The 22438-nt window shown below is 39.4% G+C and carries 21 protein-coding genes; 11 read left to right on the top strand and 10 right to left on the bottom strand.

What is annotated here, in order from left to right; genetic code table 11:
• The first annotated feature begins 28 nt into the window (after positions 1 to 28).
• On the top strand, positions 29 to 2635 hold the full coding sequence (locus FEE95_RS17685) for a T9SS type A sorting domain-containing protein (protein ID WP_138659352.1): 2607 nt from the start codon (positions 29 to 31) through the stop codon (positions 2633 to 2635).
• A gap of 60 nt (positions 2636 to 2695) precedes the next feature.
• Here FEE95_RS17685 and purL read toward each other — a convergent pair whose 3' ends face one another.
• The 9 genes from purL to FEE95_RS17640 form a co-directional block, all read right to left on the bottom strand.
• Positions 2696 to 6361, bottom strand: a complete 3666-nt coding sequence (gene purL / locus FEE95_RS17680) for a phosphoribosylformylglycinamidine synthase (protein ID WP_138659351.1) — start codon at positions 6359 to 6361, stop codon at positions 2696 to 2698.
• A 119-nt stretch (positions 6362 to 6480) separates the two neighbouring features.
• The gene (locus tag FEE95_RS17675; RefSeq protein WP_138659350.1) at positions 6481 to 6852 is read right to left on the bottom strand and encodes a hypothetical protein; all 372 of its coding nucleotides are present in this window, start codon (positions 6850 to 6852) and stop codon (positions 6481 to 6483) included.
• Complete coding sequence (locus FEE95_RS17670; RefSeq protein ID WP_138659349.1) at positions 6849 to 7415, bottom strand: hypothetical protein; 567 nt, start codon at positions 7413 to 7415, stop codon at positions 6849 to 6851. The genes FEE95_RS17675 and FEE95_RS17670 overlap by 4 nt, the downstream gene beginning before the upstream one ends.
• Positions 7416 to 7440: 25 nt before the next feature.
• Positions 7441 to 9465: a serine hydrolase gene (locus FEE95_RS17665; RefSeq protein ID WP_138659348.1), complete on the bottom strand. Its 2025-nt coding sequence runs from the start codon at positions 9463 to 9465 to the stop codon at positions 7441 to 7443.
• 218 nt (positions 9466 to 9683) lie between these two features.
• Positions 9684 to 10142, bottom strand: coding sequence for an SRPBCC family protein (locus FEE95_RS17660; protein ID WP_138659347.1), 459 nt, complete (start codon positions 10140 to 10142; stop codon positions 9684 to 9686).
• Positions 10135 to 10464 carry an ArsR/SmtB family transcription factor gene (locus FEE95_RS17655; protein ID WP_138659346.1) on the bottom strand — a complete coding sequence of 110 codons (330 nt, stop codon included), beginning with the start codon at positions 10462 to 10464 and terminating at the stop codon, positions 10135 to 10137. The genes FEE95_RS17660 and FEE95_RS17655 overlap by 8 nt, the downstream gene beginning before the upstream one ends.
• Before the next feature lie 187 nt (positions 10465 to 10651).
• Complete coding sequence (locus FEE95_RS17650) at positions 10652 to 11713, bottom strand: serine hydrolase domain-containing protein (protein WP_138659345.1); 1062 nt, start codon at positions 11711 to 11713, stop codon at positions 10652 to 10654.
• 54 nt (positions 11714 to 11767) lie between these two features.
• The gene (locus FEE95_RS17645) at positions 11768 to 12175 is read right to left on the bottom strand and encodes a hypothetical protein (RefSeq protein WP_138659344.1); all 408 of its coding nucleotides are present in this window, start codon (positions 12173 to 12175) and stop codon (positions 11768 to 11770) included.
• A gap of 7 nt (positions 12176 to 12182) precedes the next feature.
• A complete protein-coding gene (locus tag FEE95_RS17640) occupies positions 12183 to 12995 on the bottom strand; it encodes an alpha/beta fold hydrolase (RefSeq protein ID WP_138659343.1) in 813 nt (270 codons plus the stop codon).
• Between the two features lie 102 nt (positions 12996 to 13097).
• Between FEE95_RS17640 and FEE95_RS17635 the strand changes: the two genes are divergently transcribed.
• Complete coding sequence (locus FEE95_RS17635) at positions 13098 to 14696, top strand: zinc-binding metallopeptidase family protein (protein WP_138659342.1); 1599 nt, start codon at positions 13098 to 13100, stop codon at positions 14694 to 14696.
• 88 nt (positions 14697 to 14784) lie between these two features.
• Here FEE95_RS17635 and FEE95_RS17630 read toward each other — a convergent pair whose 3' ends face one another.
• Positions 14785 to 15996: an RsmB/NOP family class I SAM-dependent RNA methyltransferase gene (locus FEE95_RS17630; protein WP_138659341.1), complete on the bottom strand. Its 1212-nt coding sequence runs from the start codon at positions 15994 to 15996 to the stop codon at positions 14785 to 14787.
• 77 nt (positions 15997 to 16073) lie between these two features.
• Between FEE95_RS17630 and FEE95_RS17625 the strand changes: the two genes are divergently transcribed.
• The 9 genes from FEE95_RS17625 to FEE95_RS17585 all read left to right on the top strand — a co-directional run bounded on the left by FEE95_RS17625 (position 16074) and on the right by FEE95_RS17585 (position 22434).
• A complete protein-coding gene (locus tag FEE95_RS17625; RefSeq protein ID WP_138659340.1) occupies positions 16074 to 16655 on the top strand; it encodes an RNA polymerase sigma factor in 582 nt (193 codons plus the stop codon).
• 53 nt (positions 16656 to 16708) lie between these two features.
• Positions 16709 to 17038 (top strand): hypothetical protein, encoded by a 330-nt coding sequence (locus tag FEE95_RS17620; RefSeq protein WP_138659339.1) that lies wholly within the window; start codon positions 16709 to 16711, stop codon positions 17036 to 17038.
• Positions 17039 to 17043: 5 nt separating this feature from the next.
• Complete coding sequence (locus FEE95_RS17615; protein ID WP_138659338.1) at positions 17044 to 17553, top strand: hypothetical protein; 510 nt, start codon at positions 17044 to 17046, stop codon at positions 17551 to 17553.
• Between the two features lie 127 nt (positions 17554 to 17680).
• Entirely contained in the window at positions 17681 to 17971 is a 291-nt protein-coding gene (locus FEE95_RS17610) for an EF-hand domain-containing protein (RefSeq protein ID WP_171037080.1), read from the top strand.
• A gap of 55 nt (positions 17972 to 18026) precedes the next feature.
• Positions 18027 to 18800, top strand: a complete 774-nt coding sequence (locus tag FEE95_RS17605; protein WP_138659337.1) for a YHYH protein — start codon at positions 18027 to 18029, stop codon at positions 18798 to 18800.
• 8 nt (positions 18801 to 18808) lie between these two features.
• A complete protein-coding gene (locus tag FEE95_RS17600; RefSeq protein WP_138659336.1) occupies positions 18809 to 19417 on the top strand; it encodes a toxin-antitoxin system YwqK family antitoxin in 609 nt (202 codons plus the stop codon).
• Positions 19392 to 20087 (top strand): SCO family protein, encoded by a 696-nt coding sequence (locus tag FEE95_RS17595; RefSeq protein ID WP_138659335.1) that lies wholly within the window; start codon positions 19392 to 19394, stop codon positions 20085 to 20087. The genes FEE95_RS17600 and FEE95_RS17595 overlap by 26 nt, the downstream gene beginning before the upstream one ends.
• A gap of 109 nt (positions 20088 to 20196) precedes the next feature.
• Positions 20197 to 21546, top strand: coding sequence for a sulfatase-like hydrolase/transferase (locus tag FEE95_RS17590; RefSeq protein WP_138659334.1), 1350 nt, complete (start codon positions 20197 to 20199; stop codon positions 21544 to 21546).
• Between the two features lie 75 nt (positions 21547 to 21621).
• Positions 21622 to 22434: a YHYH protein gene (locus tag FEE95_RS17585; RefSeq protein WP_138659333.1), complete on the top strand. Its 813-nt coding sequence runs from the start codon at positions 21622 to 21624 to the stop codon at positions 22432 to 22434.
• Positions 22435 to 22438: the final 4 nt, after the last annotated feature.

Genomic DNA, 22438 nt, shown 5'->3' with positions numbered 1-22438 from the left:
GTCTCGAATATGTCCTAAATCCCAGGTTATGAAACAAATCTACTTTACCAAAAAATTGAAATACCTTATAAACCTACTAATTCTAAGTACATTAATACCCAGTAGTTTCCAGTTAAATGCACAATCTGAACCTTTTAATTGTGATTACAGTGCTTATCTTTTTCAGTATGCCGACGTTTATGCTATTGACTTGGCATCAGGAAGGTCTTATTTAGTAGCTGAAGAGATTGTGTCCGGTAAGATAAATGCGACGGCTTACAACCCCACAGACGGTTATATATGGGGGTATCGCTCTGAACCGTCTAAATCAATAACTCGGATAGGGAAAGACTTCGCTACCGAAACTTATACCATACCTGAATTGACTACAGGTAACAAATATGTTGGTGCCATCAACTCTAAAGGTATTTACTATTTTCGGTCAGGCAGTGCCACATACTATTCCATTGATTTGAATCCTTCATCTGATAATTATTTGAAATATCTGGGTGCTCAAAACCTACCTCAAAAAATAAGTATTCATGACTGGGCTTTTAATGCCGTTGATAACAAATTGTATTCTGTAGAAAAGAATACGAATAAACTTTATCGTATTACACCTGAAACCGGTGCCATGGAAGATTTAGGTGTGGTACCTATTTTGGCGGGATTGAATTACACCTATGGGGCGGTTTATTTTGACGCTAGCGGAAATTTTTATGTTTCTGCAAATCAATCTGGTTCGGTATATATTATTAATGAAGTTCAGAATGTTGCACAAGGCAACATGAAGTCCAACATATTTGCTTATGGTCCCGCAAGTGCTAGTAATGATGGTGCAAGGTGTCCTACCGCACCCGTTCCCCAAGAAGATTGTTCAAACGGTAAGGACGACGATGGCGATGGCTTAGCAGACTGTGATGATCCAGCATGTTCTGGCATTAGTGAATGCCCTGTGACCTATACCGCTTCTTCGGCGAATAGTGGTGGGTTAGAAAGTAATGACCGCCTGGCAGAGCAGATTGGTAGAAGAAACTATATGCGGGCTAAAGAAGGGTACGAATTTAATAGTGCTAGCGCGAAAAGAGTAAAGAAGAATGCTTCCTATATGAAGAAGGGCACCACAGCTAAAAACAATATCTCACTTAGTGCTTTAACACCTTTGGGCGTAATAGATGAAAGTGAAATCATAGAATCATCAGCGGCTGATTTGTTAGATCTTACCAATGCAAGTGATATCTATTCTGTCGATTATTTAAAAGATAATGCTTCGGTGGCTGCCTTAATGGTTATCAAAACAGAGAATCAAGTATATGAGCATAGTAAGTTTATTTGTGATCGTTTCTTGGGTGCAGAACTATTGTCGGTATCATCGATTCAACTGCGTGAGCAGAACTTTATAAAGTCAATCATAAAACAACCCAATGGAGAATTGGAGTTTGCATTGACATTTTCAGCGCGTTTGAACACAAATAATCAATTTGTTATTGAATCACATTGGAATATAGATGCCTATAAAAAAGATGCGCTCTATTATAATTTTCAAATTTGGGCTAACTCAATTGACGACTTGCTATTGTTGGGTGAAGAGGTGTTGTCGCTTTTGGAGGTGAATAGTCCAATTGATGGGTATGCGGCTTCCCCACCACCTCCGGTCTTTGTGAAATCTGCTCGCTATCAAAACGGGAAAGTTTTACTTAACCTTGTTAATAACAATGACAGTAAGAATGTGCGAATGGAAGGTGGTATGAAGAAAACGGAAACTAGCGCTACCGAAAATATTGAACTGACGACAGTGGTCAATGGGTATTTGCAAACGATATCTGTTGATACAGGGAATCTATTTGATCTAGGTTTCCGAATCAGTGCAGGATTGGGCGATACCCCAGATGATTTATTTGTTGCGGATGCGCCATGGGGCCTAGATGACTCTTCAAATGGTACAGTAGTGGAGACCTATGAGGTTTTACCAACTGAAGGCCCATATATGGGCGATGGATATCCTATTGAAAGAAATATAAGTTTAAAAGGTACCACAGAAAATTACCTTGGCGTTTACCGTGCCCTGAGTCCTAGATTTTCTGCCGTGGATCTTAGTGATTACGATAAACTAGGTTTTGAAGCGAGCGGAACAGGTGTCTTGGAAGTAAAGCTTTTAAAGGGTAATGGCGAATCTTTTTCTACAGTGGTGACTTTGACCATAGAAGAACAAGAATTCAATTTGAAAAACAATGTTTTTAAAGACCAAGATGGTAATGAAACTGATTTTTCAGATATCAAAGCACTAGTGTTTAATTTGGTTGCGAAGAATTCGTATGCTGAAGAGAAGTCTATGGACTTATCTAATATTGATTTTAATAATAAAGCTGAGGTATCAAAATTTGTGGATGCCGATACCGATAAAGCGATAATTAATCCAAACCCTTTAGTGACAACTTCTACGCTTTACTTTTATGAAGACCAAGCGGGAGAATATACGTTCGAACTATTCAATTTAGCAGGTAGAAGATTAAATGGACACCACCTAGAAGGCGATAGCTTTTCTGGACAAAATACCATTACCATAGATAGAAAATCACTCCCTCCCGGATTATACTTTTATAGTCTAAAAAGCTCTACGGATAAAACTTGGAGTGGAAGATTGATGATAAAATAAGAAGTAAAGTTTTTCATTTTAGTTAGGCGAATAGGTCAACAGCTGGTTACTGTTGGCCTATTATTTTGTTTGTAACACCCAATTTCTTGCATTCACAAAAGCCTCCAACCAAGGCGATACTTCATCGTTTCTATCGACAGGGTAGTGAGCCCAGTTCCAAGGGAATGTGGAGCGTTCGATATGTGGCATGGTGACCAGGTGTCTTCCTGTGGAATCGCAAAGCATAGCGGTATTGAAATCACTGCCATTCGGATTTGCAGGATAACCTTCATAGCCATATTTGGCAACGATATCATAGTTGTCTTCGGAATGTGGGAGACTGAACTTCCCTTCTCCGTGGGATATCCAAACACCAAGTGTTGTTCCTGCTAAACTCGATAGCATTACAGAATTGTTTTCCTGAACCTTAACAGATGTAAAATTGCTCTCATGCTTCCCGGAATCATTATAGGTCATTTTTCCATGGGTTTCGTGCTCGGGATTGATGAGGTCCAATTCCATAAACAATTGGCAACCGTTACATATTCCGATAGATAAGGTGTCAGGTCGTGCGAAGAAATCGTTGATTACTTTGTTTGCCTTTTCATTGTATTTGATAGCGCCTGCCCATCCTTTTGCACTTCCGAGTACATCGGAGTTCGAGAAGCCCCCAACGGCACCTAGGAATTGAATGTCTTCCAAAGTTTCCCTTCCAGATATCAAATCCGTCATATGGACATCCTTTACATCAAATCCTGCCAAGTACATGGCATTTGCCATTTCGCGCTCGGAGTTACTTCCTTTTTCGCGTAGGATGGCTGCCTTCGGCCTATCTGTCACATCGAGCGGAGTCGAGATGCGTCCCGTAAAGTTCTTAGGAAACTCGTATTGTAAAGCCTGTTCCTTATAATTCTCAAACCTATCTTTCGCCAAACCATTTGCTGTTTGTTTATTATCTAGCAAATAAGAAGTCTTGAACCAAGTATCTCGTAGCGAAGAAACATTTAATCCCATTTCCATACCTCCATTTCTGATGGTTAGTGTGGACTCGGAAACTACCTTTCCGATTTTTTTGAAATCGATATTTGCTTTGGCCAATGTCGCTTCAATAGAAGCATCTTTGGATTGAAAAACGATTCCCGCATTCTCAGAAAATAAGAGTTTTATGGTGTCCTCTTCCCCCAAATTGGAAAGGTCCAATTCAGCTCCTAAATCAGTATCTGCGAAGCATAATTCCAATAAAGTAGTAATTAATCCTCCTGATGCAACATCGTGTCCACCAGTAATTTGATTGTCTTTAATTAAAGTTTGAATTAAATTAAATACCTTTTTGAAATTGGAACCGTCTTTTATGGTCGGTGCTTCACTTCCAACGGCATTTAAAACCTGTCCGAAAGAACTTCCACCTAACTTATAATCATCTTTGCTGAGGTTGATATAGTAGATGTTGCCTCCATCTTTTCGGAGAACTGGTTCTACTACTTTGGTGATATCATTGCAATTTCCGGCAGCGGAAATTATCACCGTACCTGGACTAATTACATCCCCATCTTTATACTTCTGTTTCATGGAAAGGGAATCCTTTCCTGTTGGAACGTTGATGCCAAGATTAATGGCAAAATCTGAAATGGCTTGTACCGCTTCGTAGAGTCTGGCATCTTCACCTTCGTTCTTGCATGGCCACATCCAGTTGGCGGAGAGGGAAACGGATTGTAATCCGTCTTTCAAAGGTGCCCAGATGATATTAGTCAAGGCTTCCGCAATACTGTTTTTACTTCCTGCGGATGGGTCAATGAGTCCTGAAATGGGGGAGTGGCCGATACTGGTAGCGATGCCTTCTTTTCCTTTAAAGTCTAAAGCCATCACACCGACATTGTTCAAAGGCAATTGTAAAGGCCCTGCACATTGCTGCTTGGCAACGCGACCACCAACACATCTATCGACTTTGTTGGTAAGCCAATCTTTACAGGCAACGGCTTCCAATTGCAATACTTGCTCCAAATAGACATGGAAGAATTCCAGCGAATATTCAGCGTCTGCATAGGTTCTTTCTACCGTTTTATCGGTCAATATGGTTTTAGGGGAGCTTCCGAAGATATCCGAAAGATTCACATCCATTGGTTTTTCACCTGTGGTACTTGATTCGAAAGTAAAACGGTCGTCTCCTGTTACATCTCCGACTTCATACATCGGTGAACGTTCGCGCTCTGCGATTCTACCAAGTAAAGCAGCATCGTCTTTTCCGATGACCAAGCCCATACGTTCTTGAGATTCATTTCCAATAATTTCTTTTGCGGACAGAGTAGGGTCACCGACGGGGAGTTTGTCCAAATCTATTTTTCCACCTGTTTCTTCCACCAATTCGGAAAGGCAATTGAGATGTCCGCCTGCACCATGGTCATGAATAGACACGATGGGATTCACATCGCTCTCTACCATACCACGAATAGCATTGGCGGCTCTTTTCTGCATTTCAGGATTCGAACGTTGTACCGCATTCAATTCAATAGATGAACTAAATTCGCCAGTATCGGCACTGGAAACGGCTGCACCGCCCATTCCAATGCGGTAGTTGTCACCGCCCAGAATGACGATTTTATCTCCTGTTTCAGGTTTGTCTTTAAGCGCTTGGTCTGCTTTGCCGTAGCCGATGCCACCCGCTTGCATAATGACTTTGTCGTACGCCACCCGTCTATCTTCTTCGGCATGTTCAAAGGTCAACACTGAACCTGTAATTAAGGGCTGTCCGAATTTATTCCCGAAATCGGATGCTCCGTTGGATGCCTTTATTAAAATATCCATGGGGGTTTGGTAGAGCCATTCTCGGGCTGGCATACCGTTTTCCCATGGTCTTTCGGCTTCAAGTCTTGAATAGGCCGTCATATATACTGCAGTACCTGCCAGCGGCAACGAACCTTTTCCACCAGCCAGTCGGTCTCGTATTTCTCCTCCTGAACCGGTTGCGGCGCCATTGAAGGGCTCTACAGTGGTAGGAAAGTTGTGGGTTTCTGCTTTTAAGGAAATCACCGATACAAATTCTTCTTCTTGGTAGAAGTCTGGAATATCAGCTCTTTGGGGCGCAAATTGCACCACTTTCGGACCTTTTACAAAGGCCACATTGTCTTTATAGGCGGAAACAATATCGTTCGGGTGTTGCTTTGAAGTCTCTTTGATTAATTTAAACAGCGATGTTGGTTTTTCTTCTCCGTCGATTACAAAGGTGCCATTGAATATTTTATGGCGACAGTGCTCAGAGTTCACTTGACTAAAACCAAAGACTTCGGAATCGGTCAGTTTACGACCCATTTTCTCGGAAAGTGAATTCAAATAGTCTACTTCATCATCACTCAACGCTAAACCTTCTTGTTTGTTATAGGAGGCTACATTATCAATCTCCAAAATGGACTCAGGTTTTACGTCAATGGTATAAATATCTTGTGTTAACCCATTATATTTTTGCGAAATCATCGGGTCGAAATCGCTAAAGTTCTCTTCAACGCTTTTAAACTCTTCAATTCGTACGATACCTGAAATGCCCATGTTTTGGGTAATTTCTGAGGCATTGGTACTCCATGGTGTAATCATGGCCGCACGTGGACCAATAAAAAAAGCGTCTAGAGACGCTGCGTTGATTTGAGATAGGTTGCCGAATAACCATGTTAATTTTTTTGTGTCTTCCTGAGAAAGTTCTTGAGGGGTTTGTACTGCAAAAACTTTGTTGCTGAGCTCCCCGAAAAAGTGAATCATTGAATACCTGAATTGGAATGATTAATAAAGGCACAAATTTACATCTTTTTCTAGCTTTTTTTTGAAGGATTTGAAACAGTTTTGAACGGGCAATGTTGATAAAATGCTAGCTGATAATCTTAGTGGGGGAATTCCCCAAATTTCACCAAGGTGTTATCATTTGTTATTTCAAAATGAATATAGCTATCCAAAGGGCGTCCATTGGTATAGTAGCCTCCGGAAATTCCTGCAGCACTTCCATTTTTGCGAATGTAAGATAGGGTATAATCACCATCCATCTTGTTGTTTTTCATGGACAAAAAACCTTCTTTGCTTTTATTTTTTTGAATACTATCGAAAGTGATACTTTCAAAATCTTCAGAAGTGGAGATTTTTACCGCTGTAATTGTAGCATCAGACGAATTTTTGATTTTAAAGGCAATTCCTTTTTCTTTTGTAAAATTACAAGAGCAGATTGTGATAAGAAGTAATACGAACGCTGCTTTATTCATATTCGCTTTTTTCTACCTATGGTTTTAATGCCCAATACCATTAGAACCAGTATTAGAACTATAAAAAATGCACTTGTTGAAATACTTTTTACGAGCGAAAAAGCACTTGTTGTTTTTACCGCGGTTTCTGTCAAGTCCGGATAGCTTTTCAGAAGGTTGATGATTCCGAAATTCTCCGCGTAATCTGCTATTCCCGCAATTATTGGTAGTAGGCATAAATACGTAAATGGCGTTTTGAGTTTGCCCAGTTTTTTTAAAAAATAGGCCAGGAGCAAACTGTATGAAAACCCAAATAGAAACGGATAAAGCATATCCACCGGTACTTGGTTGGTGAGATAGGTGTTACGTCCTTCTTCACCGAGCGAACTGAATAATTCGCTTACGTAGCCTAGGTCGTATCCTGTGGGCATCATATCTAACAGTGCCATTCCGTTTGAGAAATTCATCGTTTGGGGAATGGTAACTGTCAACATAAAGACGTAAAAGATATTGGTCAGAACGAAAAGTGCTAAAACCTTTTTTCCGGATAGATTTCGTTCTATGAAGTCCGTGAATCTTTTCATCTTATGGGATACGCTACCCTCTGGCTTAGATTACTTTTTTAAAATAGAGGTTTCGAACCCTGCCATTTGAAACTTTACATCCGGTAATGTTTCCATCGGCATCTCTTACAAATTCAATTTGTCCGAAAAACCAGGCATCACTAGAAAACACGTCTTGTTTAATGGGACTTAAATTAAAATCAGCCAACTTACGGTGTTTTGCTATTAATTTACCGTCAACAACGGAAAAACTATAGGTAGTTGATAACTCTTCGCTATGAAATTCTCCAGAGAAATCTGCGAGCATAACGCTTGTTTTGTCAAAAGTTTTTATTCTTGGGGCATCCATTACTTGTCCGCCTTGATGCAGCTTTAACAATTTAATATTTTCACCTCCATTGGGTATAAATTCAACTTTAGCCCCCACACCGACGACTTCAAATTCGGTGTTTGATAAGGGAATAAGTGAAACCGTCGGTTGACCTGTTGCTGTTGCCGACAATTTGCCTTCGCTTTCTGCAATATTTATGATAAAGCCCGGTTGCAGTTCAAAATCGCCTAAGTAGGTACTTAAAATACTTGGACTGACTGAAATCGGTTCATTTGATTTTTCATCTGTTTCCTCTTCCTCTTTCTCTTCCTTTTCGGGCTCGGGTTTAGTTTCAATTTTATCTTTAAGATAAATATCCACAACTTTATGAGCGATTGCACCTGGGTTAAATTCAGCAGAATTACTAAATACCATAACAGAAAAATTTTCATCTGGAAAACGTGTCAGGTAAGAACGATAACCCGCATCAGCACCTCCATGTTGAATTTCATTCAAACCCTTATATTTCCCTACAAATTGACCTAGGGCACCACCAATGGTTTTTCCACTATTTAGAGTTGCAGGTGTGTTCATTTTATTCACTATCGTCGAATCTCCAACTTTTAAGTTTGAAAAATTCATTGACCAAAGACTTAAATCTTCAACTGTGGTAAAAAGACTAGTTGCGCCCACATTCGCGTAACTCAAAACGCTTTTTTTAAATCCCGTGCTGTCTGCATAGTAAGAGTAGGCCCTATTTTTAACAATCTTTTGATGGTCATCATAAAATAGGGTATTATTCATTTTTAAAGGCCCAAAAATGTTTGCATTCGTAAATTCTGCGAAAGGCATATCCGATAATCTAGCTACTACCTCTGCCAGAAGAGTGAATCCGGTATTACAATACGCATATTCATCACCGGGACTAAAGTTCAGTTCCTTTTGCTTGCTTACTAATTTTAAAACATGTTCTTTGGTAATAACATCATCCATTCGCCAACCCGCCATCGCCAATAAATTCCATTGGTCTCTTAATCCACTGGTATGGGATGCTAAGTGTCTTAATGTTATTGTCTTACCAAAATCAGGTACTTCAGGGATATATTTTCGGATATCATCGTCTAAACTTAGTTTACCTTGTTTCTCCAACAATAGAATGGAGAAAACCGTAAACTGTTTTGAAACAGAAGCAATGTGAAATATGGAAGAGGGATTTATGGGAATGTCATATTCCATATTGGCCAAGCCATAGCCTTTCTTATAGATAATCGCTCCATTTTTAACTACAGCCACAGCAGCTCCGGGGCTATCATTACGGTTCCAAGGGGCAAAAACTTCATCAACTTGGTCATTCGGTAAAGTGGCCTTGGGTCTTATAATTTCAAGCGTTACTTCATAAATACCAGCAGGTTCCTTTTCATCAAACGGAGATATTTCAACGACGTATGCGCCTTTTTTGCTAGAAATTATGGTAAATAGTTCAGGTCCATTTTTTCCATTGGGACTATCAAAGTCTTCAAGTTTCTCACCTTGGGGGTCGTAGGTGGTAATTTTCATATCAACACCTTTTTGCATTAACTTAAAAAGTGCAAACTGGTCTTTTCCCAAATTAATACTATACCGGTGTTTCTCATTCGGACTAATTTCTGCAGAAGTCAATTTGCCTTTGAATAATTTTTCCTTTTGGGTTTGTGCCTTTATTATACCTATTGGCGTAAGCAACAAAAGCAGGGCTAAAAATTTGATTGATGATTGATTCATGGTATTATTATTTAAGTGTATACAACTTGTAATAGGAGAACTGAAAATTTCTTTTTATCTAATATTTGATAAAGGTCTGGTTATCTGACCATGTCAGCGGAGGAAGACTGATTATCAATAAAAGTAGGTATTCCTTCAACACTTAAAAAATAAAAAGCCTCAATTGAGGCTTTTTTAATATTCATTAATAAATATGGTGTTTAGGCTGTAGGTTTTACTTACATGTTTTTTAGAAGCTCGGCAAGTCTATCGAACACAGAACCCCAACCGTTCATGATACCCATTTTCTCTTGTTGTATCTTATATTCCTCAGTAGGGTGTACGACATGAAAAGTGAAGTCGGTTTTGTCTCCATTTGCTTGAAATAAGGCTTGTATTTCAACGCCTTCGGTCATCGGTTTGAAGTTTGCTGATGAAACAATTTTCTCCATTTCAACAATCTCGGCGTATTCACCTTCGGCCGTAAATTCTTGACCATTGGGCATGGGCATAAGGTATTTCCATTTTCCACCAACTTTGAAATCGTGCTCCACGACTTTTGTTTGTATGCCTTTTGGGCTCCACCATTCCGCTATATGTTCTGATTGTGTCCATGCCTCCCAGACTAGTGCTATTGGTGCGTTGAAGGTTCGTTGTATGGTTATTGTTTTACTGTCCATTTCATTAGATTTATTCATTCGTATTGTTTTTAGCTTGTAATTTGCTTAGGTACTTGTCGAAAGAGTCCAGCTTGTCTTCCCATAAGGCTCGGTATTGCTCAATCCATAAAAACGCTGGAATCAAGTTTTTCGGTCGAATAAAGCAATAGCGCTCTCTACCTTCCTTCTTAAAATCGATGATTTCGCACTCGTTCAATATTCTCAGATGTTTGGAAATTGCGGGACGGCTGATTTCGAATTTTTCTGCAATTGCATTAACAGTAAGGGTTTCTTCGGCCAAGAGTTCAATAATATCTCTTCTAACCGGGTCGGAAATCGCCTGAAAAACATCTCTTCGCATTTTATTAGGTAACTAATTGGTTACAAATATAAATGTAATCGTTTGGTTACACAAATTTTTTGAACTATTTGTTGGATGTGAGTAGTTTTGGTGTAGAGGTTTGGTTTTACTGTTTTACGTTTGCTCACCCCTTAATGCCCTCCCAAGAGGGGAGGCGTTTCTGAAACTGTTATGGTGAATTGCGATTTTATTTTGCCACTTCAATCGTCAGGGCCTCTTTCAGACTTTCTTTATTCCCAAAAGAATCGGGATTGAATTTGTTGTTGTTGCTTAGAATGATAATGGTTTTGTTGGTGTCGAGCATTCGAATCAAGACAGAATTTGCGCCTAAAATGCCGCCTCTTCGTTCCATAATTCGTGGTTGAGATTCTGAAAATGGATAGTTGTAAGTCCAGACACTATAGCCGGAATAGTTATACTCTGGATAGGATGTGTACATGAGTTCTTTACTCTTTTCAGAAAGTAGTTGATTGCCATATAGTCCTTGATCCAACTTCAACAAATCTTCCGAAGTTGCATACATGCACCCTGCCGCATAAAAATTTTCTATAAAAAACAATGGGTCTTTTTGGCGTTTGCCTTCGGCATTATAGGAGAAAGGGTAGGCAAAGTCTTCGGGATAGACGTCCTTCTTTAAAAAACCTGAATTTTCCATTTTGAGGGGTCCTAGAATTCGATTCTTGATGGACTCTTCCCAAGATGTTTTATCATATTTCTCTATGAGCAATCCCAATAAAACATAATCGATATTGGCATAATTGAAAGAACCAAAGCGACTCCCTTTTTGAGCCAAGGTTTCTGAAATGAATACTTTGGGTGTTTTCGCCTTAAGGTATATGGCATCATTCTCATTCGGCAAACCTGAAATGTGCAACAACAAATGGTGTACTGTAATCTTTTTCCCTTTCGGGATGTCCAATTCAGGTAAAAGTGTTTCGAGATTATCAGTCAACTGAAATTTATCTTTCTCAATCAATTGCATAATGGCGATAGCGGTAAATAGCTTTGTAACCGATGCGATAGAAAAATGAGAAGTATTAGTTACGGGAGTGCGGTTATCGCTGTCGTTAAAACCGAAGGATTCTTGGTAAACTATATTTCCTTTATCTGCAATTAAGACGGTTCCCTCAAATGCATCTGAGGATACTGATTTTTGAACAATACTATCAATTCGGGCTGTATCTAGTTGTGCGTTGCCGTGAATTCCTTTTAAGAACAAAAAACTTATTGCGATGAGTATCCGTACCATGTTATTCGATTTTAGCTAAGGCTTTGTAGTATAGAGTCTGAAAAATAGAAATCGTTACGATTTGGATTTAATTTTTTTGGCTCCTTTTGATCTTAAAATTATCCAAAGGAACAGGGAACATGCGAGGGTAATCACGCTAAGACCTTTTTCAAAATTAGTTTCCGCGAAAAGATTACCAACTGTATTTACTGCAAAAAGAATAAGAAATACCCATAGAACAACATTCACCATTTTTATGGGCAACAAGGGTTTGATTAGATTCCCTTTAAAAAGCAAAACCATACCTAAAATCAAATTCAACCCTATCGAAAAGGTCTCGAAAACATACATCTCAGTATCATTAGTCAAGCGTCCACCCCAAGTAATATCATAGGGAATAACTTTTAGAAGAATGCACAAATGAAATAGGGTCACTGCGATAACTATGCCTAAAAGTATTTTTACTGCGATACGGGGCTTCATTTTTGATTTAATTTAGATAGGCGATTACGTCCTTAATGACAGAAGCTGTTCTTAAAATACGAAAATGTCCCGTTCCTTCAATTTCTTTAAATTCAGCTTCGGGCCAATTTTGATAGACATTTTTAGAACGCGCAATCGGAATGACCTTGTCCTTAGTATCGTGAATTATCAAAGCGCTTTTCACTTTGATGGATTGCACAAATTTACTGACATTCAATATTTTAAGGTCCATTCCTGTTTCTTTTTCTAGACGGCGGATTAATCTACTTTTTACTTTTTCGGTAATCCCCACCATATCGGCAACGTCATCTATACGCTCACTAAACTTATCGGGAGTGGTAAGTAGCACATACTTGTCAATCTGTAGATCTTGGTTTTCAAAAAGTGCATAGGTTGTTGCGACACCGCCAAATGAATGGCTTATTAAAGTGCTAACTTCATATTTACGTATTAAGAGGCCTACCAATTCAGTAAACTCAAATAGACTGGTTTCACCTTTGCTGCTAAAACCATGCGACGGAGCGTCAAAGGAATATACGGTGTATCCGGCATGTAAAAGGGGTGTAATCAAATCAGAAAAATTACCAGCTTGGCCTTCCCATCCATGGATAAGAAGGATCTTTTTATCACCGCCCCGCCAAGTGTACAGCTGAATGTCAAAATCTTTAAATCGAAGCTTTTCCGTATCCGCTTTATCTAAAATACCCAATTCACTTTCGCGTAATTTTCGAATTTGTGGGTTGGTTAATTGTTTGTATGCATAAGAAGTGATTGCCGCTGGAAATAGTGTTGAGGCGATTCGAACTAGAAGTTTTTTCATAAAAGGATATTGCGCTTGTACTAAGTTAGGGAATTCGTGGTAACAACTTTCCAATTGTTTTCCTACTTTTAGGAGATAGCGAACTCTAAAAAATCCAACCGTATGAAAATGTCCAGAATTTTAGTGATGATGAGCTTTATGCTCTTTTTTACTGCAAGTGTATTTGCCCAAAAGAAAAAATCAAACAAACAGATTGAAAAATTGAAAACCGAAGTAGCTGCTATCGTTCAGGCGAACCACAAGCAATCGCAAGTGATGGTGGATAAAATCTTCAGTTTTGCTGAACTCGGTTTTCAAGAATTCGAATCTTCGAAATACCTTACGGGAATCTTAGAAGAAAACGGATTTGCCATAGAGAATTCCATTTCAGGTATTCCAACGGCATGGTTTGCCAAATGGAGTAATGGAGACGGTCCGGTAATTGCCATTGGTAGTGATGTAGACTGTATTCCGAAGGCATCGCAATATCCGGGAGTGGCGTATCACAAACCAATGGTAGAAGGAGCGCCAGGGCATGGAGAAGGGCATAATTCGGGAATCCCTATGAATATTACTGCGGTGTTGGCCGTAAAACAAATCATGGAACGGGAGAATATTGGAGGAACACTTTTGGTATGGCCAGGAATTGCGGAGGAGTTATTGGGTTCAAAAGCATGGTATGTACGCGACGGACTTTTCGATAAAATCGACATGTGCATCTTTACCCATGTGAGCAGCAACCTTGGTGTATCCTACGGACCAACTAGAGGTACAGGATTGATTTCAGTTGAGTACATGTTCGAAGGGGAAGCGGCACATTCCGCCGGAGCACCGTGGCGCGGAAGAAGCGCTCTCGATGCTGCCGAACTCATGAATATCGGTTGGAACTATAAAAGAGAGCATTTGCATCCATTAAAACGCTCCCATTCCATCTTTACGGATGCGGGAGACCAACCAAACGTAGTACCATCAAAAGCAGCCATTTGGTTCTATTTCAGGGATATCAAATACAAAGGCATCATGGAAATGTATGCGGAAGCCAATGATATGGCCAAAGGCGCAGCCTTGATGACCGGAACAAAAATGACCTCACGTATTTTAGGAGCTGCATGGCCAAGACATTTCAACAAAGTCATAGCAGAAACCATGTACGAGAACATCAAAAAAGTGGGACTCCCGCAATGGTCTGGAGAAGACCAAGCTTTGGCAAAAGCGGTTCAGACTGAAGTGAATTCAAATAAAATTGAAGGTTTGGCCACAGAGTTAATGAAGTTGGGCTTGCCACAAGTTGAGCCTATTAGTGGCGGTTCCGATGATATTGGGGATATTTCATGGAAGATTCCCACAATAACGATGCGTTACCCTTCCAACATTCCCGGACTGCAGGGACATCATTGGAGCAATGCCATCGCAATGGCTACTCCCATCGCTCATAAAGGAGTGACTGCAGGTGCAAAAGCAGAAGCCATGACCATTCTGGACTTCCTTTTAAAACCACAACTCCTAAAAGACGCTTGGACCTACTTCAATGACGTCCAAAGTAAAGAAGACAAGTACGAACCTATGATTTCATCAGATGATTTACCACCTGTTTATTTGAACACCGACAAGCAAGGGCAGTTCCGTGCGGAATTGGAGAAATTCTATTATGATGAAACGAAGTTTGATTCGTACCTAGAGCAGTTGGGGGTGGAGTATCCTACTTTGAAAGGGGAGGAGTAAGATGTATTCTAAATAACTACTGTCAGTTCGAGCGGAGTCGAGAACCATAACGTGTAGCATCTCGACTCCGCTCGATGTGACATGCTTATTACTTTTTATCCAACAAGGCCATATAAAATCCATCATACCCGCTTTTAGAAGCGTAAATCTTCTTTTCTTTCACTAAGGTAAAATCTTTACCTTCTTCTGAGGATAAAAAAGAAATGACTTGGTCGTTGTTTTCTTGTGAAAGAATGGAGCAAGTTGCATAAACCATCTTACCACCAGATTTTACAATCTTACTGTAGGAACGAATGATGTCGTGTTGTACTTTGATGATTTTCTCTAAAAATTCAGGTTGCATCTTCCATTTGGAATCCGGGTTCCTACGCAATACGCCCAATCCCGTACAAGGGGCGTCGACTAGGACGCGGTCTGCACTTCCGTAGAGTTTTTTGAAAACTTTTGTGGAGGTGATTTCCCGCGTTTCTATATTGTGTGCAGCGTTTCTTCTGGCGCGACGTTTAAGTTCTTTCAATTTACTACCGTAGATATCCATAGCCACTAATTGACCTTTGTTTTCCATTAACGCAGCTAGGTGTAATGATTTTCCACCGGCTCCTGCACAAGTGTCTACAACCCTTTGTCCAGGTTTGATATCTAGCATTTCAGCTACAAGCTGTGAAGAAGCATCTTGGACTTCGAAATATCCTTTTTTAAAGGCTTCTGTTTGAAAGACGTTCGCCCGTTCTGGTAATCGTAAAGCGGATGAATAGCCTTTGATGGGTTCTACATCAATACCTTCTTCGAGTAAAGTTTTGCGAAGCTTCTCTTTAGTTGTTTTTAAGGTGTTCGTTCTTAAAATTACTTCAGCAGGTTCGTTGAGCTTGGCCAATTCTTCTGTCCAACGCTTATCTCCTAAAGCTTTCTCTCCCAACTCATCTATCCAATCGGGAACAGATTCCCGGAACTTTCTGATTTTTGAAAGCTCGTCGAATTTCCCTTTGATACGGCGTTCTGGGGTAGGTTCGATTTGTTTCCAGTCTGGTAACTTGTATCCTTTTAAAACAGCCCAAACCGCCCACATACGAAATAAATCTTGTCTTCTGTAAGGCGCACGAACATCTGCAATTTCCGCATACAACCTTTTGTAGCGCACCATTTCATAAATGGTTTCGGCGATAAATCCGCGGTCACGTTTGCCCCAACGCTTATCGATTTTCAAAACTTTCTGTACCACCTTATCGGCATATTCCCCTTCATTGAAGATGAGATCTAATCCGTCGATTACAGCAAATACCAAGTTCCTATGTAATTTCATCTGTTCCTTAATTAGGGCTGCAAAGGTAGGGTTTTGAAATCGTTTAATTTATGTAATTTGGGACACAAATCTTGCTATTGGAAGAACAAAACTTCGTTGAAGCTTTACGGGAAGGAAACAACCAAGCCTATGGGCAATTGCTTGATGAATATAAGCAAAAGGTATTCGGCACTTGTATTTCCTTTGTACCTAATCAAGAAGATGCTGAAGATATTGCACAGGAAGTTTTTGTGGAAGTTTTTAATTCAATTGGTAAGTTTAAAGGTGATTCAAAACTAACGACATGGATTTACCGCATTTCGGTAAACAAGAGCTTGGAATTCATTCGAAAGAAAAATACTAAAAAACGCTTTGGTTTTAGGCAGTCGCTTTTGGGAAATGATTTACCAATAGACCGGAGTTCATATTTCACGGAGTTCAAACATCCTGGTATCCAATTGGAGAATAAAGAGAAAAGTGAAATTCTGTTCGCAGCGATAAACCAGTTGCCAGAAACCCAACGGATTGTATATACCTTGAATAAAATAGATGATTTAAGTTATCAAGAAGTTAGTGAGATAACCAATAAGACTGTCTCATCCATTGAATCTTTGCTATTCAGGGCCAAAAAGAATTTGCAGAAGTTGTTGCACGACTATTATAAAAAAGAAGGAAATTGACGCAAGTTTTTAGAAAGTTGTGCATCTAAATAGAAGACCAAAGTACTAAACACATGAAAAGTAAACCAAATATCGACCAGCTAGTTGAAGACACATTGGATAGTGTTTCAAATATTAACATGGTTAAAACACCACCTTTCTTTAAAGAAAAAGTGCTCAACAGAATGGCAGAGCAAGATGTTGAAGAGGTAAAAAGAGTGCGTTATTTAGATTGGTTTACCCCGAGATATCAAGCTGCGGCACTGGTTTGTTTTGTGATTTTAAATGCATTCGCTTTGTTATCGAATAACGCCGATAGCGGCAACGACGAGAATGTAGAGAATTTCGCTGAAGTCTATGGATTTTCAGAAACAACCACCGATTCGTTCCTGTACCAAAAATAGCCTATATGAAGAATAATTTACTCCTGTATATTTTATTGGGTTTTCTCGTGTTGGTGAATAGCTTCTTTTTGTTCAAGCATTTTAGTGCGGGAGATAACGATGAACGTGGTCGAGGACCACGTCCAGGTAACTTTATTGCCAAACAGTTAGAATTTGATGACTCACAAACGCAAAAGTTTGAAAAATTGGATATGGAGCATCGAGAAAATATAAACATGCTTCTAGCGGACATTCGGGAATTAAAAGATTCCCTGTTTGATAGACTGTCAGATGAAACTGTTGATGATTCGGAAATTAATGCAATTGCTTCCCAAATTGCCAATAAAGAGAAAACGAAAGAATTGGAAACCTTTCGATTTTTCAAAGCCGTAGGGGAGTTATGTAATGATAATCAAAAGGAACTACTGAAATCTATTATAAAAGATGCTTTAGGCAGACAAGGACCTCCAGGGCGAAATGGACCTCCCCGCAGAAGTCCGGGTGAAGAAGGCAGACCACCTCCACCAAGACATTGATATTCCAGTTTTACCGTGATAGACCCTGATTAAAAGTCAGGGTTTTTTTGTGCTTTTTTTAACAGATGCGTGCACAAGTTTATAGAAACGATGTCATCTAAACCATCAAATATGTAAAAATAAAAAGATGGAAAATAAGACGATCAAAACAGTTTTAATGGCCTTTGGGGTGACGGTATTATTTATTGGAAGTGCTTTTGGGCAATCTCAAAATAGGCAGGAAAGACAAAAGCCACCCACATTTGAAGAACTAATCGAGGAGATGGATTCGAATGAAGATGGTAAACTTTCAGCGGATGAAATAAAAGGACGGCTAAAAAAGGATTTTGCAAAAATCGATACCGATGAAGATGGCTTTATCACAGCAGAAGAATTTGAAAAGGCGCCAAGACCTAAAAGAAGGGAAAGAAGAAATTAAAGAAGTTAGGCACAAGTTTTTAAGAAATAATAGATCTAAAAAAAAATATACTACCATGATAAAGAGATATAAAAGTTTACCCGTTCTACTTCCAGCACTTCTTTTTGCATTAATCGGATTTGTTGCTTGTAGCAGCGATAGTGTTTCCGATGTGCCTTTAGATGAGGAAGGAACAGATGATGATGAAACAGTAACCGAACTTCACGCGGCCTTTGCTGCATTTAACGAAGACGCAACGACTATATTTTTGGACGGTTCAAATGTAGTTATAGAAACTACAGGATTACCGAATCATGAGACCGTGTATTGGGGTGATGACAATGACCTTTATCGAGAAGAACCTGATGTACGTCTTACGCCAACTAGAATCCCTGACCGTGACCAAGCACAAACCATAATGGTTGATGCAACTCCTAATTTGACAGGAAGTACAGTCGCAACAGAATTAGGTATTATAGGGGTTGCAGTGAGTGGCTCGTATATTTTTAATGACCAAGAGGGAAATGGGACTTTAGATCAAGCTGCAGGTAGTTTAGACTGGACCGGAGCCCATATCGGACCAAGTGTTTATCACTATCATCTAGAACCAAAAGCATTTACGGATGACGATGATGAATTAGCTGGTATTTTGTTGGATGGTGTTTTTCTTTACGGAAGAAAATGCAACGCAACAGGAGGCTATCCTACAGATTTAGATTCCTCCGGAGGACACACGAGCAGTACGCAGTACTCGGATGGCGAAGAAGAGTATCACTACCATATTATCAATGAAATTTATTCCACAACAGGTTCTTATATCGCTTTCGCAGGCCCCTTTCAAGGCTTTTAATACACTCTATGAAAACGATTCATCTCATAGTCTTAGTCCTGCTTTCTTGCACTAGCTTTAGTTGCAAAAAAACCTCCGATGCCCAAAGCACTGTTGATGCACAAATCATTATCAACAGTGTTGAGGTGTCGAAAAATGATTTGGTACTCAATCAGGTAGAAGGCCGGTGGTACTATGAAGGAGAACCGTACAACGGATATTCCCTAAAATACCATTCAAACGACACTTTAGCAGAAAGACTTGGTTTCTATAATGGAAAGCGAGAAGGCATTGCAAAGCGGTGGTCTCAAAAGGACGAACTTCAAATTGAATCGTACTACAAGCAAAACCGCTTAGATGGAAGCTACAAAAGCTGGTGGGAAAACGGAGTACTAGCTTCTGAAGCAAAGTATCGGAATGGAAAGCTTAGTGGAGTGGAGAAGAAGTGGTATCCCACCGGTCAGCTCGCTAAGGAGCGGCAAATGGTAAATGGAAAAGAAGAAGGGTTACAAAAAGCTTGGCTAAAAAACGGAACACTATATGTTAACTACGAGTCAAAAAATGGACGGATTTTTGGAATGCGCCGCGCAAATTCATGTTATCAATTAGAAGATGAAACAGTTGTTCAAATCAAATAATTTAGGCATATTTCTGATTTTTTGTTTTGCACTTTCTACAAGTTGTAAACAAGAAATAAAGAAAGAGAAGGCTAAGGTGGTTGAAACCAGTAGGGTTGATTATTTACCCTACTATGGTGATGCCTCTTTTACGCCCAATTGGTTAACTCCCAATAGTGATGCTGAGAAGCAATTTCATAAGATTCCCAATTTCAAACTGGTTAATCAGTTAGGGGATACCATCACTCAAAACACTTTTGACAACAAAATTTATATTACCGATTTCTTTTTTACCAGCTGTCCAGGCATTTGCTTGAAAATGACCGGGAATATGCTAAAACTACAAAAAGAGTTTCAAAATGATGATGAAATTCTCTTCTTGTCCCATTCCGTTACACCTTCCATAGATTCAGTATCTGTACTTAAAAAATATGCAAAAAAGAATGCTATTATCGACGGTAAATGGCATTTGGTAACCGGAGACAAAACAGAAATTTACAACCTAGGAAGAAATCAATATTTCGTTGAAAATGATTTAGGTATCCCGAAAGACATTAATGATTTTTTACATACTGAAAACTTCCTGCTTATTGATAAGGACAAACATATCAGAGGTATCTATAATGGACTTAATAGAGCGTCAATTGCTCAATTGATTATAGATGTCAAGGCCCTGAAAAATGAAAGTTGAGTTTACCGGATACCTACCCATTTTACACAATAAAACCAACAAATTAGGGTTCTTTTTAAACCTTTTTAGTTTTAAGAAGTCCAATTGACAATTAAACCCCAAGTCTAATATGAAAATCTTCAAACTCCTTTTGCTCTTTTTTGTGTTTTTATTTTTCAGCTGCAGTACTGATAAAGAACTCGATGAAGTTATTGATGCTATAGAAGAAGATGTAGTCGAGGAAACGATGGAAGAATCGACGAACGAGAACCCCAATATTCTTTTAATTATCGCCGATGATATGGGTCTGGATGCTAGTCCGGGATACGCTCTTGGAAGTATCAAGCCGAATATGCCCAATTTACAGAATATGATTAGTTCGGGATTGATCTTTAATAATGTTTGGTCGTATCCAACTTGTACACCTACTCGGGCGAGTATAATTACCGGTAAATATGGTTTTCGAACGAATGTGATGAAAGTTGATGATGAACTATCCACCACAGAAACTTCCATTCAAAAGTATTTGGACGAGAACACAAACGAAGCCTATAGTCATGCGGTTATTGGAAAATGGCATTTGTCAAGAGATGTAAATCATGCAACCAATATGGGTGTTGGCAAATATGCCGGATTTCTAAGCGGAGGGGTTCAAGATTACTCGAACTGGACGCTAGTAGAAGATGGAAACTCAACGAATTCCACAGAATATACTACTACAAAATTCACTGATTTGGCCATTGACTGGGTTGATGACCAAACAAAACCTTGGTTTTTATGGTTGGCATATAATGCGCCACATACTCCTTTTCATGTACCTCCGTCGGATTTGCATTCCCAAGGTAGTTTGCCCACTGATGATGCTAGTATAAGCAATAATCCAACTCCATATTATATGGCTGCTCTTGAAGCTGTGGATACCGAAATGGGAAGACTTTTGGCTTCTTTGTCAGTAGAGGAGAGAGAAAATACCATTATCATCTTTGTAGGCGATAATGGAACTCCCGGTCAAGTTGTGCAAGAATACAATAGCCAAAGGGCAAAAGGAAAAGTATATCAAGGTGGTGTAAACGCCCCCATGATCATCTCAGGTGCAGATGTAACTCGTCAAAATGAGACCGAGGATGCTCTTATCAATACTACGGATTTATTTGCCACTATCGCTGATTTAGCTGGTAGCGGTACAACCGAAATTCATGATAGCAGAAGTTTTAAGGGATTATTGAGTACTACGAATACATCCTTTAGGGAATTTGTGTATACCGAGGTAGGGAATGATTTGGGTACTTCGGATTATACCATCAGAAACGCAACGCATAAGTACATCAAATTCGCTGATGGCTCTGAAGCACTTTATAATCTTATTGAAAACCCGCTAGAGCAGCCAAATTTATTAAATACAAATCAATTACCGCTAAGCGAAGAGAACAGTGCTGAGTTGGATAAACTAATAGAAGCCTCAGAGGCGATTAGAAATTAATTACAAATCGTCTTTTTGGGCTTGATTGTTTTTTAGTCCTAAATCTTATAATTACAAAACATTAAAACAAATTGTATGAAAAGTTTAAAATCAATTTTCCACTTTATCTTAAGTGTAGTCTTTTTAAGTTTTAGCATCAGTTCGTGTTCATCAGATGATAATGATACGCCTACTACAGAAATTACACAAGGAGAAGACCAGGATGCTGACGATGATGTTACCGATGAGACTTCTTATGATATCACTCCTGTTTTAAGTTTATTCGACGGAACTGACTTGTCTTACGAAGTGAGCGGAGGTAATGTAATCTTCACCACCACGGACCTTCCGAATCACAAGAGCCCGTATTGGGATACTTCGCACGAACTTTATGAGGCCTACAACGGTGATAATAGTTCTTTTAATTTGAATCCGAATCGGATATCTGAACAGAATATTGTTTTTACGATTCCTTTAGCTCCTAGTGCTGCAAGTACCAATGAAGAAACAGGACTCGGTCCTATAGGTATTTCTAGAAACGGGATTGTATTTTTTAATCAATATGCCGGCCCTAACAATCAGCCTTTAACGAGTGAGATAAATTCTTTTGACCAATATTTAGGGCATCCACAAAATGCTGGTACTTACCACTACCATATCGAACCTACTTTTCTCACTGGGGAATATGGAGCCGATGCGTTCTTAGGATTACTTTCCGATGGTTTTCCGGTTTATGGCCCCATGGAGAATGGTGCTGAAATCACAAATGCTGATTTAGATGATTTTCACGGACATACTTCTGCTACTACAGAATTTCCCGATGGTATTTACCACTATCACATTACCGATGCCGACCCTTATTTGAACGGGAATGGTTATTATGGTACACCAGGGAATGTAAGTATGTAAATAC

Source organism: Maribacter algarum (ex Zhang et al. 2020) (genome assembly GCF_005885635.1).
GTDB classification, from domain to species: Bacteria; Bacteroidota; Bacteroidia; order Flavobacteriales; family Flavobacteriaceae; genus Maribacter_C; species Maribacter_C algarum.
The sequence above is the reverse complement of the archived record's forward strand: the minus strand, read 5'-3'. Positions and strand labels throughout refer to the sequence as shown.

Coding starts and splice junctions, on each gene's coding strand:
- FEE95_RS17685 (WP_138659352.1), top strand. CDS start 29: ATGAAACAAATCTACTTTACCAAAAAATTGAAATACCTTATAAACCTA.
- purL (WP_138659351.1), bottom strand. CDS start 6,361: ATGATTCACTTTTTCGGGGAGCTCAGCAACAAAGTTTTTGCAGTACAA.
- FEE95_RS17675 (WP_138659350.1), bottom strand. CDS start 6,852: ATGAATAAAGCAGCGTTCGTATTACTTCTTATCACAATCTGCTCTTGT.
- FEE95_RS17670 (WP_138659349.1), bottom strand. CDS start 7,415: ATGAAAAGATTCACGGACTTCATAGAACGAAATCTATCCGGAAAAAAG.
- FEE95_RS17665 (WP_138659348.1), bottom strand. CDS start 9,465: ATGAATCAATCATCAATCAAATTTTTAGCCCTGCTTTTGTTGCTTACG.
- FEE95_RS17660 (WP_138659347.1), bottom strand. CDS start 10,142: ATGAATAAATCTAATGAAATGGACAGTAAAACAATAACCATACAACGA.
- FEE95_RS17655 (WP_138659346.1), bottom strand. CDS start 10,464: ATGCGAAGAGATGTTTTTCAGGCGATTTCCGACCCGGTTAGAAGAGAT.
- FEE95_RS17650 (WP_138659345.1), bottom strand. CDS start 11,713: ATGGTACGGATACTCATCGCAATAAGTTTTTTGTTCTTAAAAGGAATT.
- FEE95_RS17645 (WP_138659344.1), bottom strand. CDS start 12,175: ATGAAGCCCCGTATCGCAGTAAAAATACTTTTAGGCATAGTTATCGCA.
- FEE95_RS17640 (WP_138659343.1), bottom strand. CDS start 12,995: ATGAAAAAACTTCTAGTTCGAATCGCCTCAACACTATTTCCAGCGGCA.
- FEE95_RS17635 (WP_138659342.1), top strand. CDS start 13,098: ATGAAAATGTCCAGAATTTTAGTGATGATGAGCTTTATGCTCTTTTTT.
- FEE95_RS17630 (WP_138659341.1), bottom strand. CDS start 15,996: ATGAAATTACATAGGAACTTGGTATTTGCTGTAATCGACGGATTAGAT.
- FEE95_RS17620 (WP_138659339.1), top strand. CDS start 16,709: ATGAAAAGTAAACCAAATATCGACCAGCTAGTTGAAGACACATTGGAT.
- FEE95_RS17615 (WP_138659338.1), top strand. CDS start 17,044: ATGAAGAATAATTTACTCCTGTATATTTTATTGGGTTTTCTCGTGTTG.
- FEE95_RS17610 (WP_171037080.1), top strand. CDS start 17,681: ATGGAAAATAAGACGATCAAAACAGTTTTAATGGCCTTTGGGGTGACG.
- FEE95_RS17605 (WP_138659337.1), top strand. CDS start 18,027: ATGATAAAGAGATATAAAAGTTTACCCGTTCTACTTCCAGCACTTCTT.
- FEE95_RS17600 (WP_138659336.1), top strand. CDS start 18,809: ATGAAAACGATTCATCTCATAGTCTTAGTCCTGCTTTCTTGCACTAGC.
- FEE95_RS17595 (WP_138659335.1), top strand. CDS start 19,392: ATGAAACAGTTGTTCAAATCAAATAATTTAGGCATATTTCTGATTTTT.
- FEE95_RS17590 (WP_138659334.1), top strand. CDS start 20,197: ATGAAAATCTTCAAACTCCTTTTGCTCTTTTTTGTGTTTTTATTTTTC.
- FEE95_RS17585 (WP_138659333.1), top strand. CDS start 21,622: ATGAAAAGTTTAAAATCAATTTTCCACTTTATCTTAAGTGTAGTCTTT.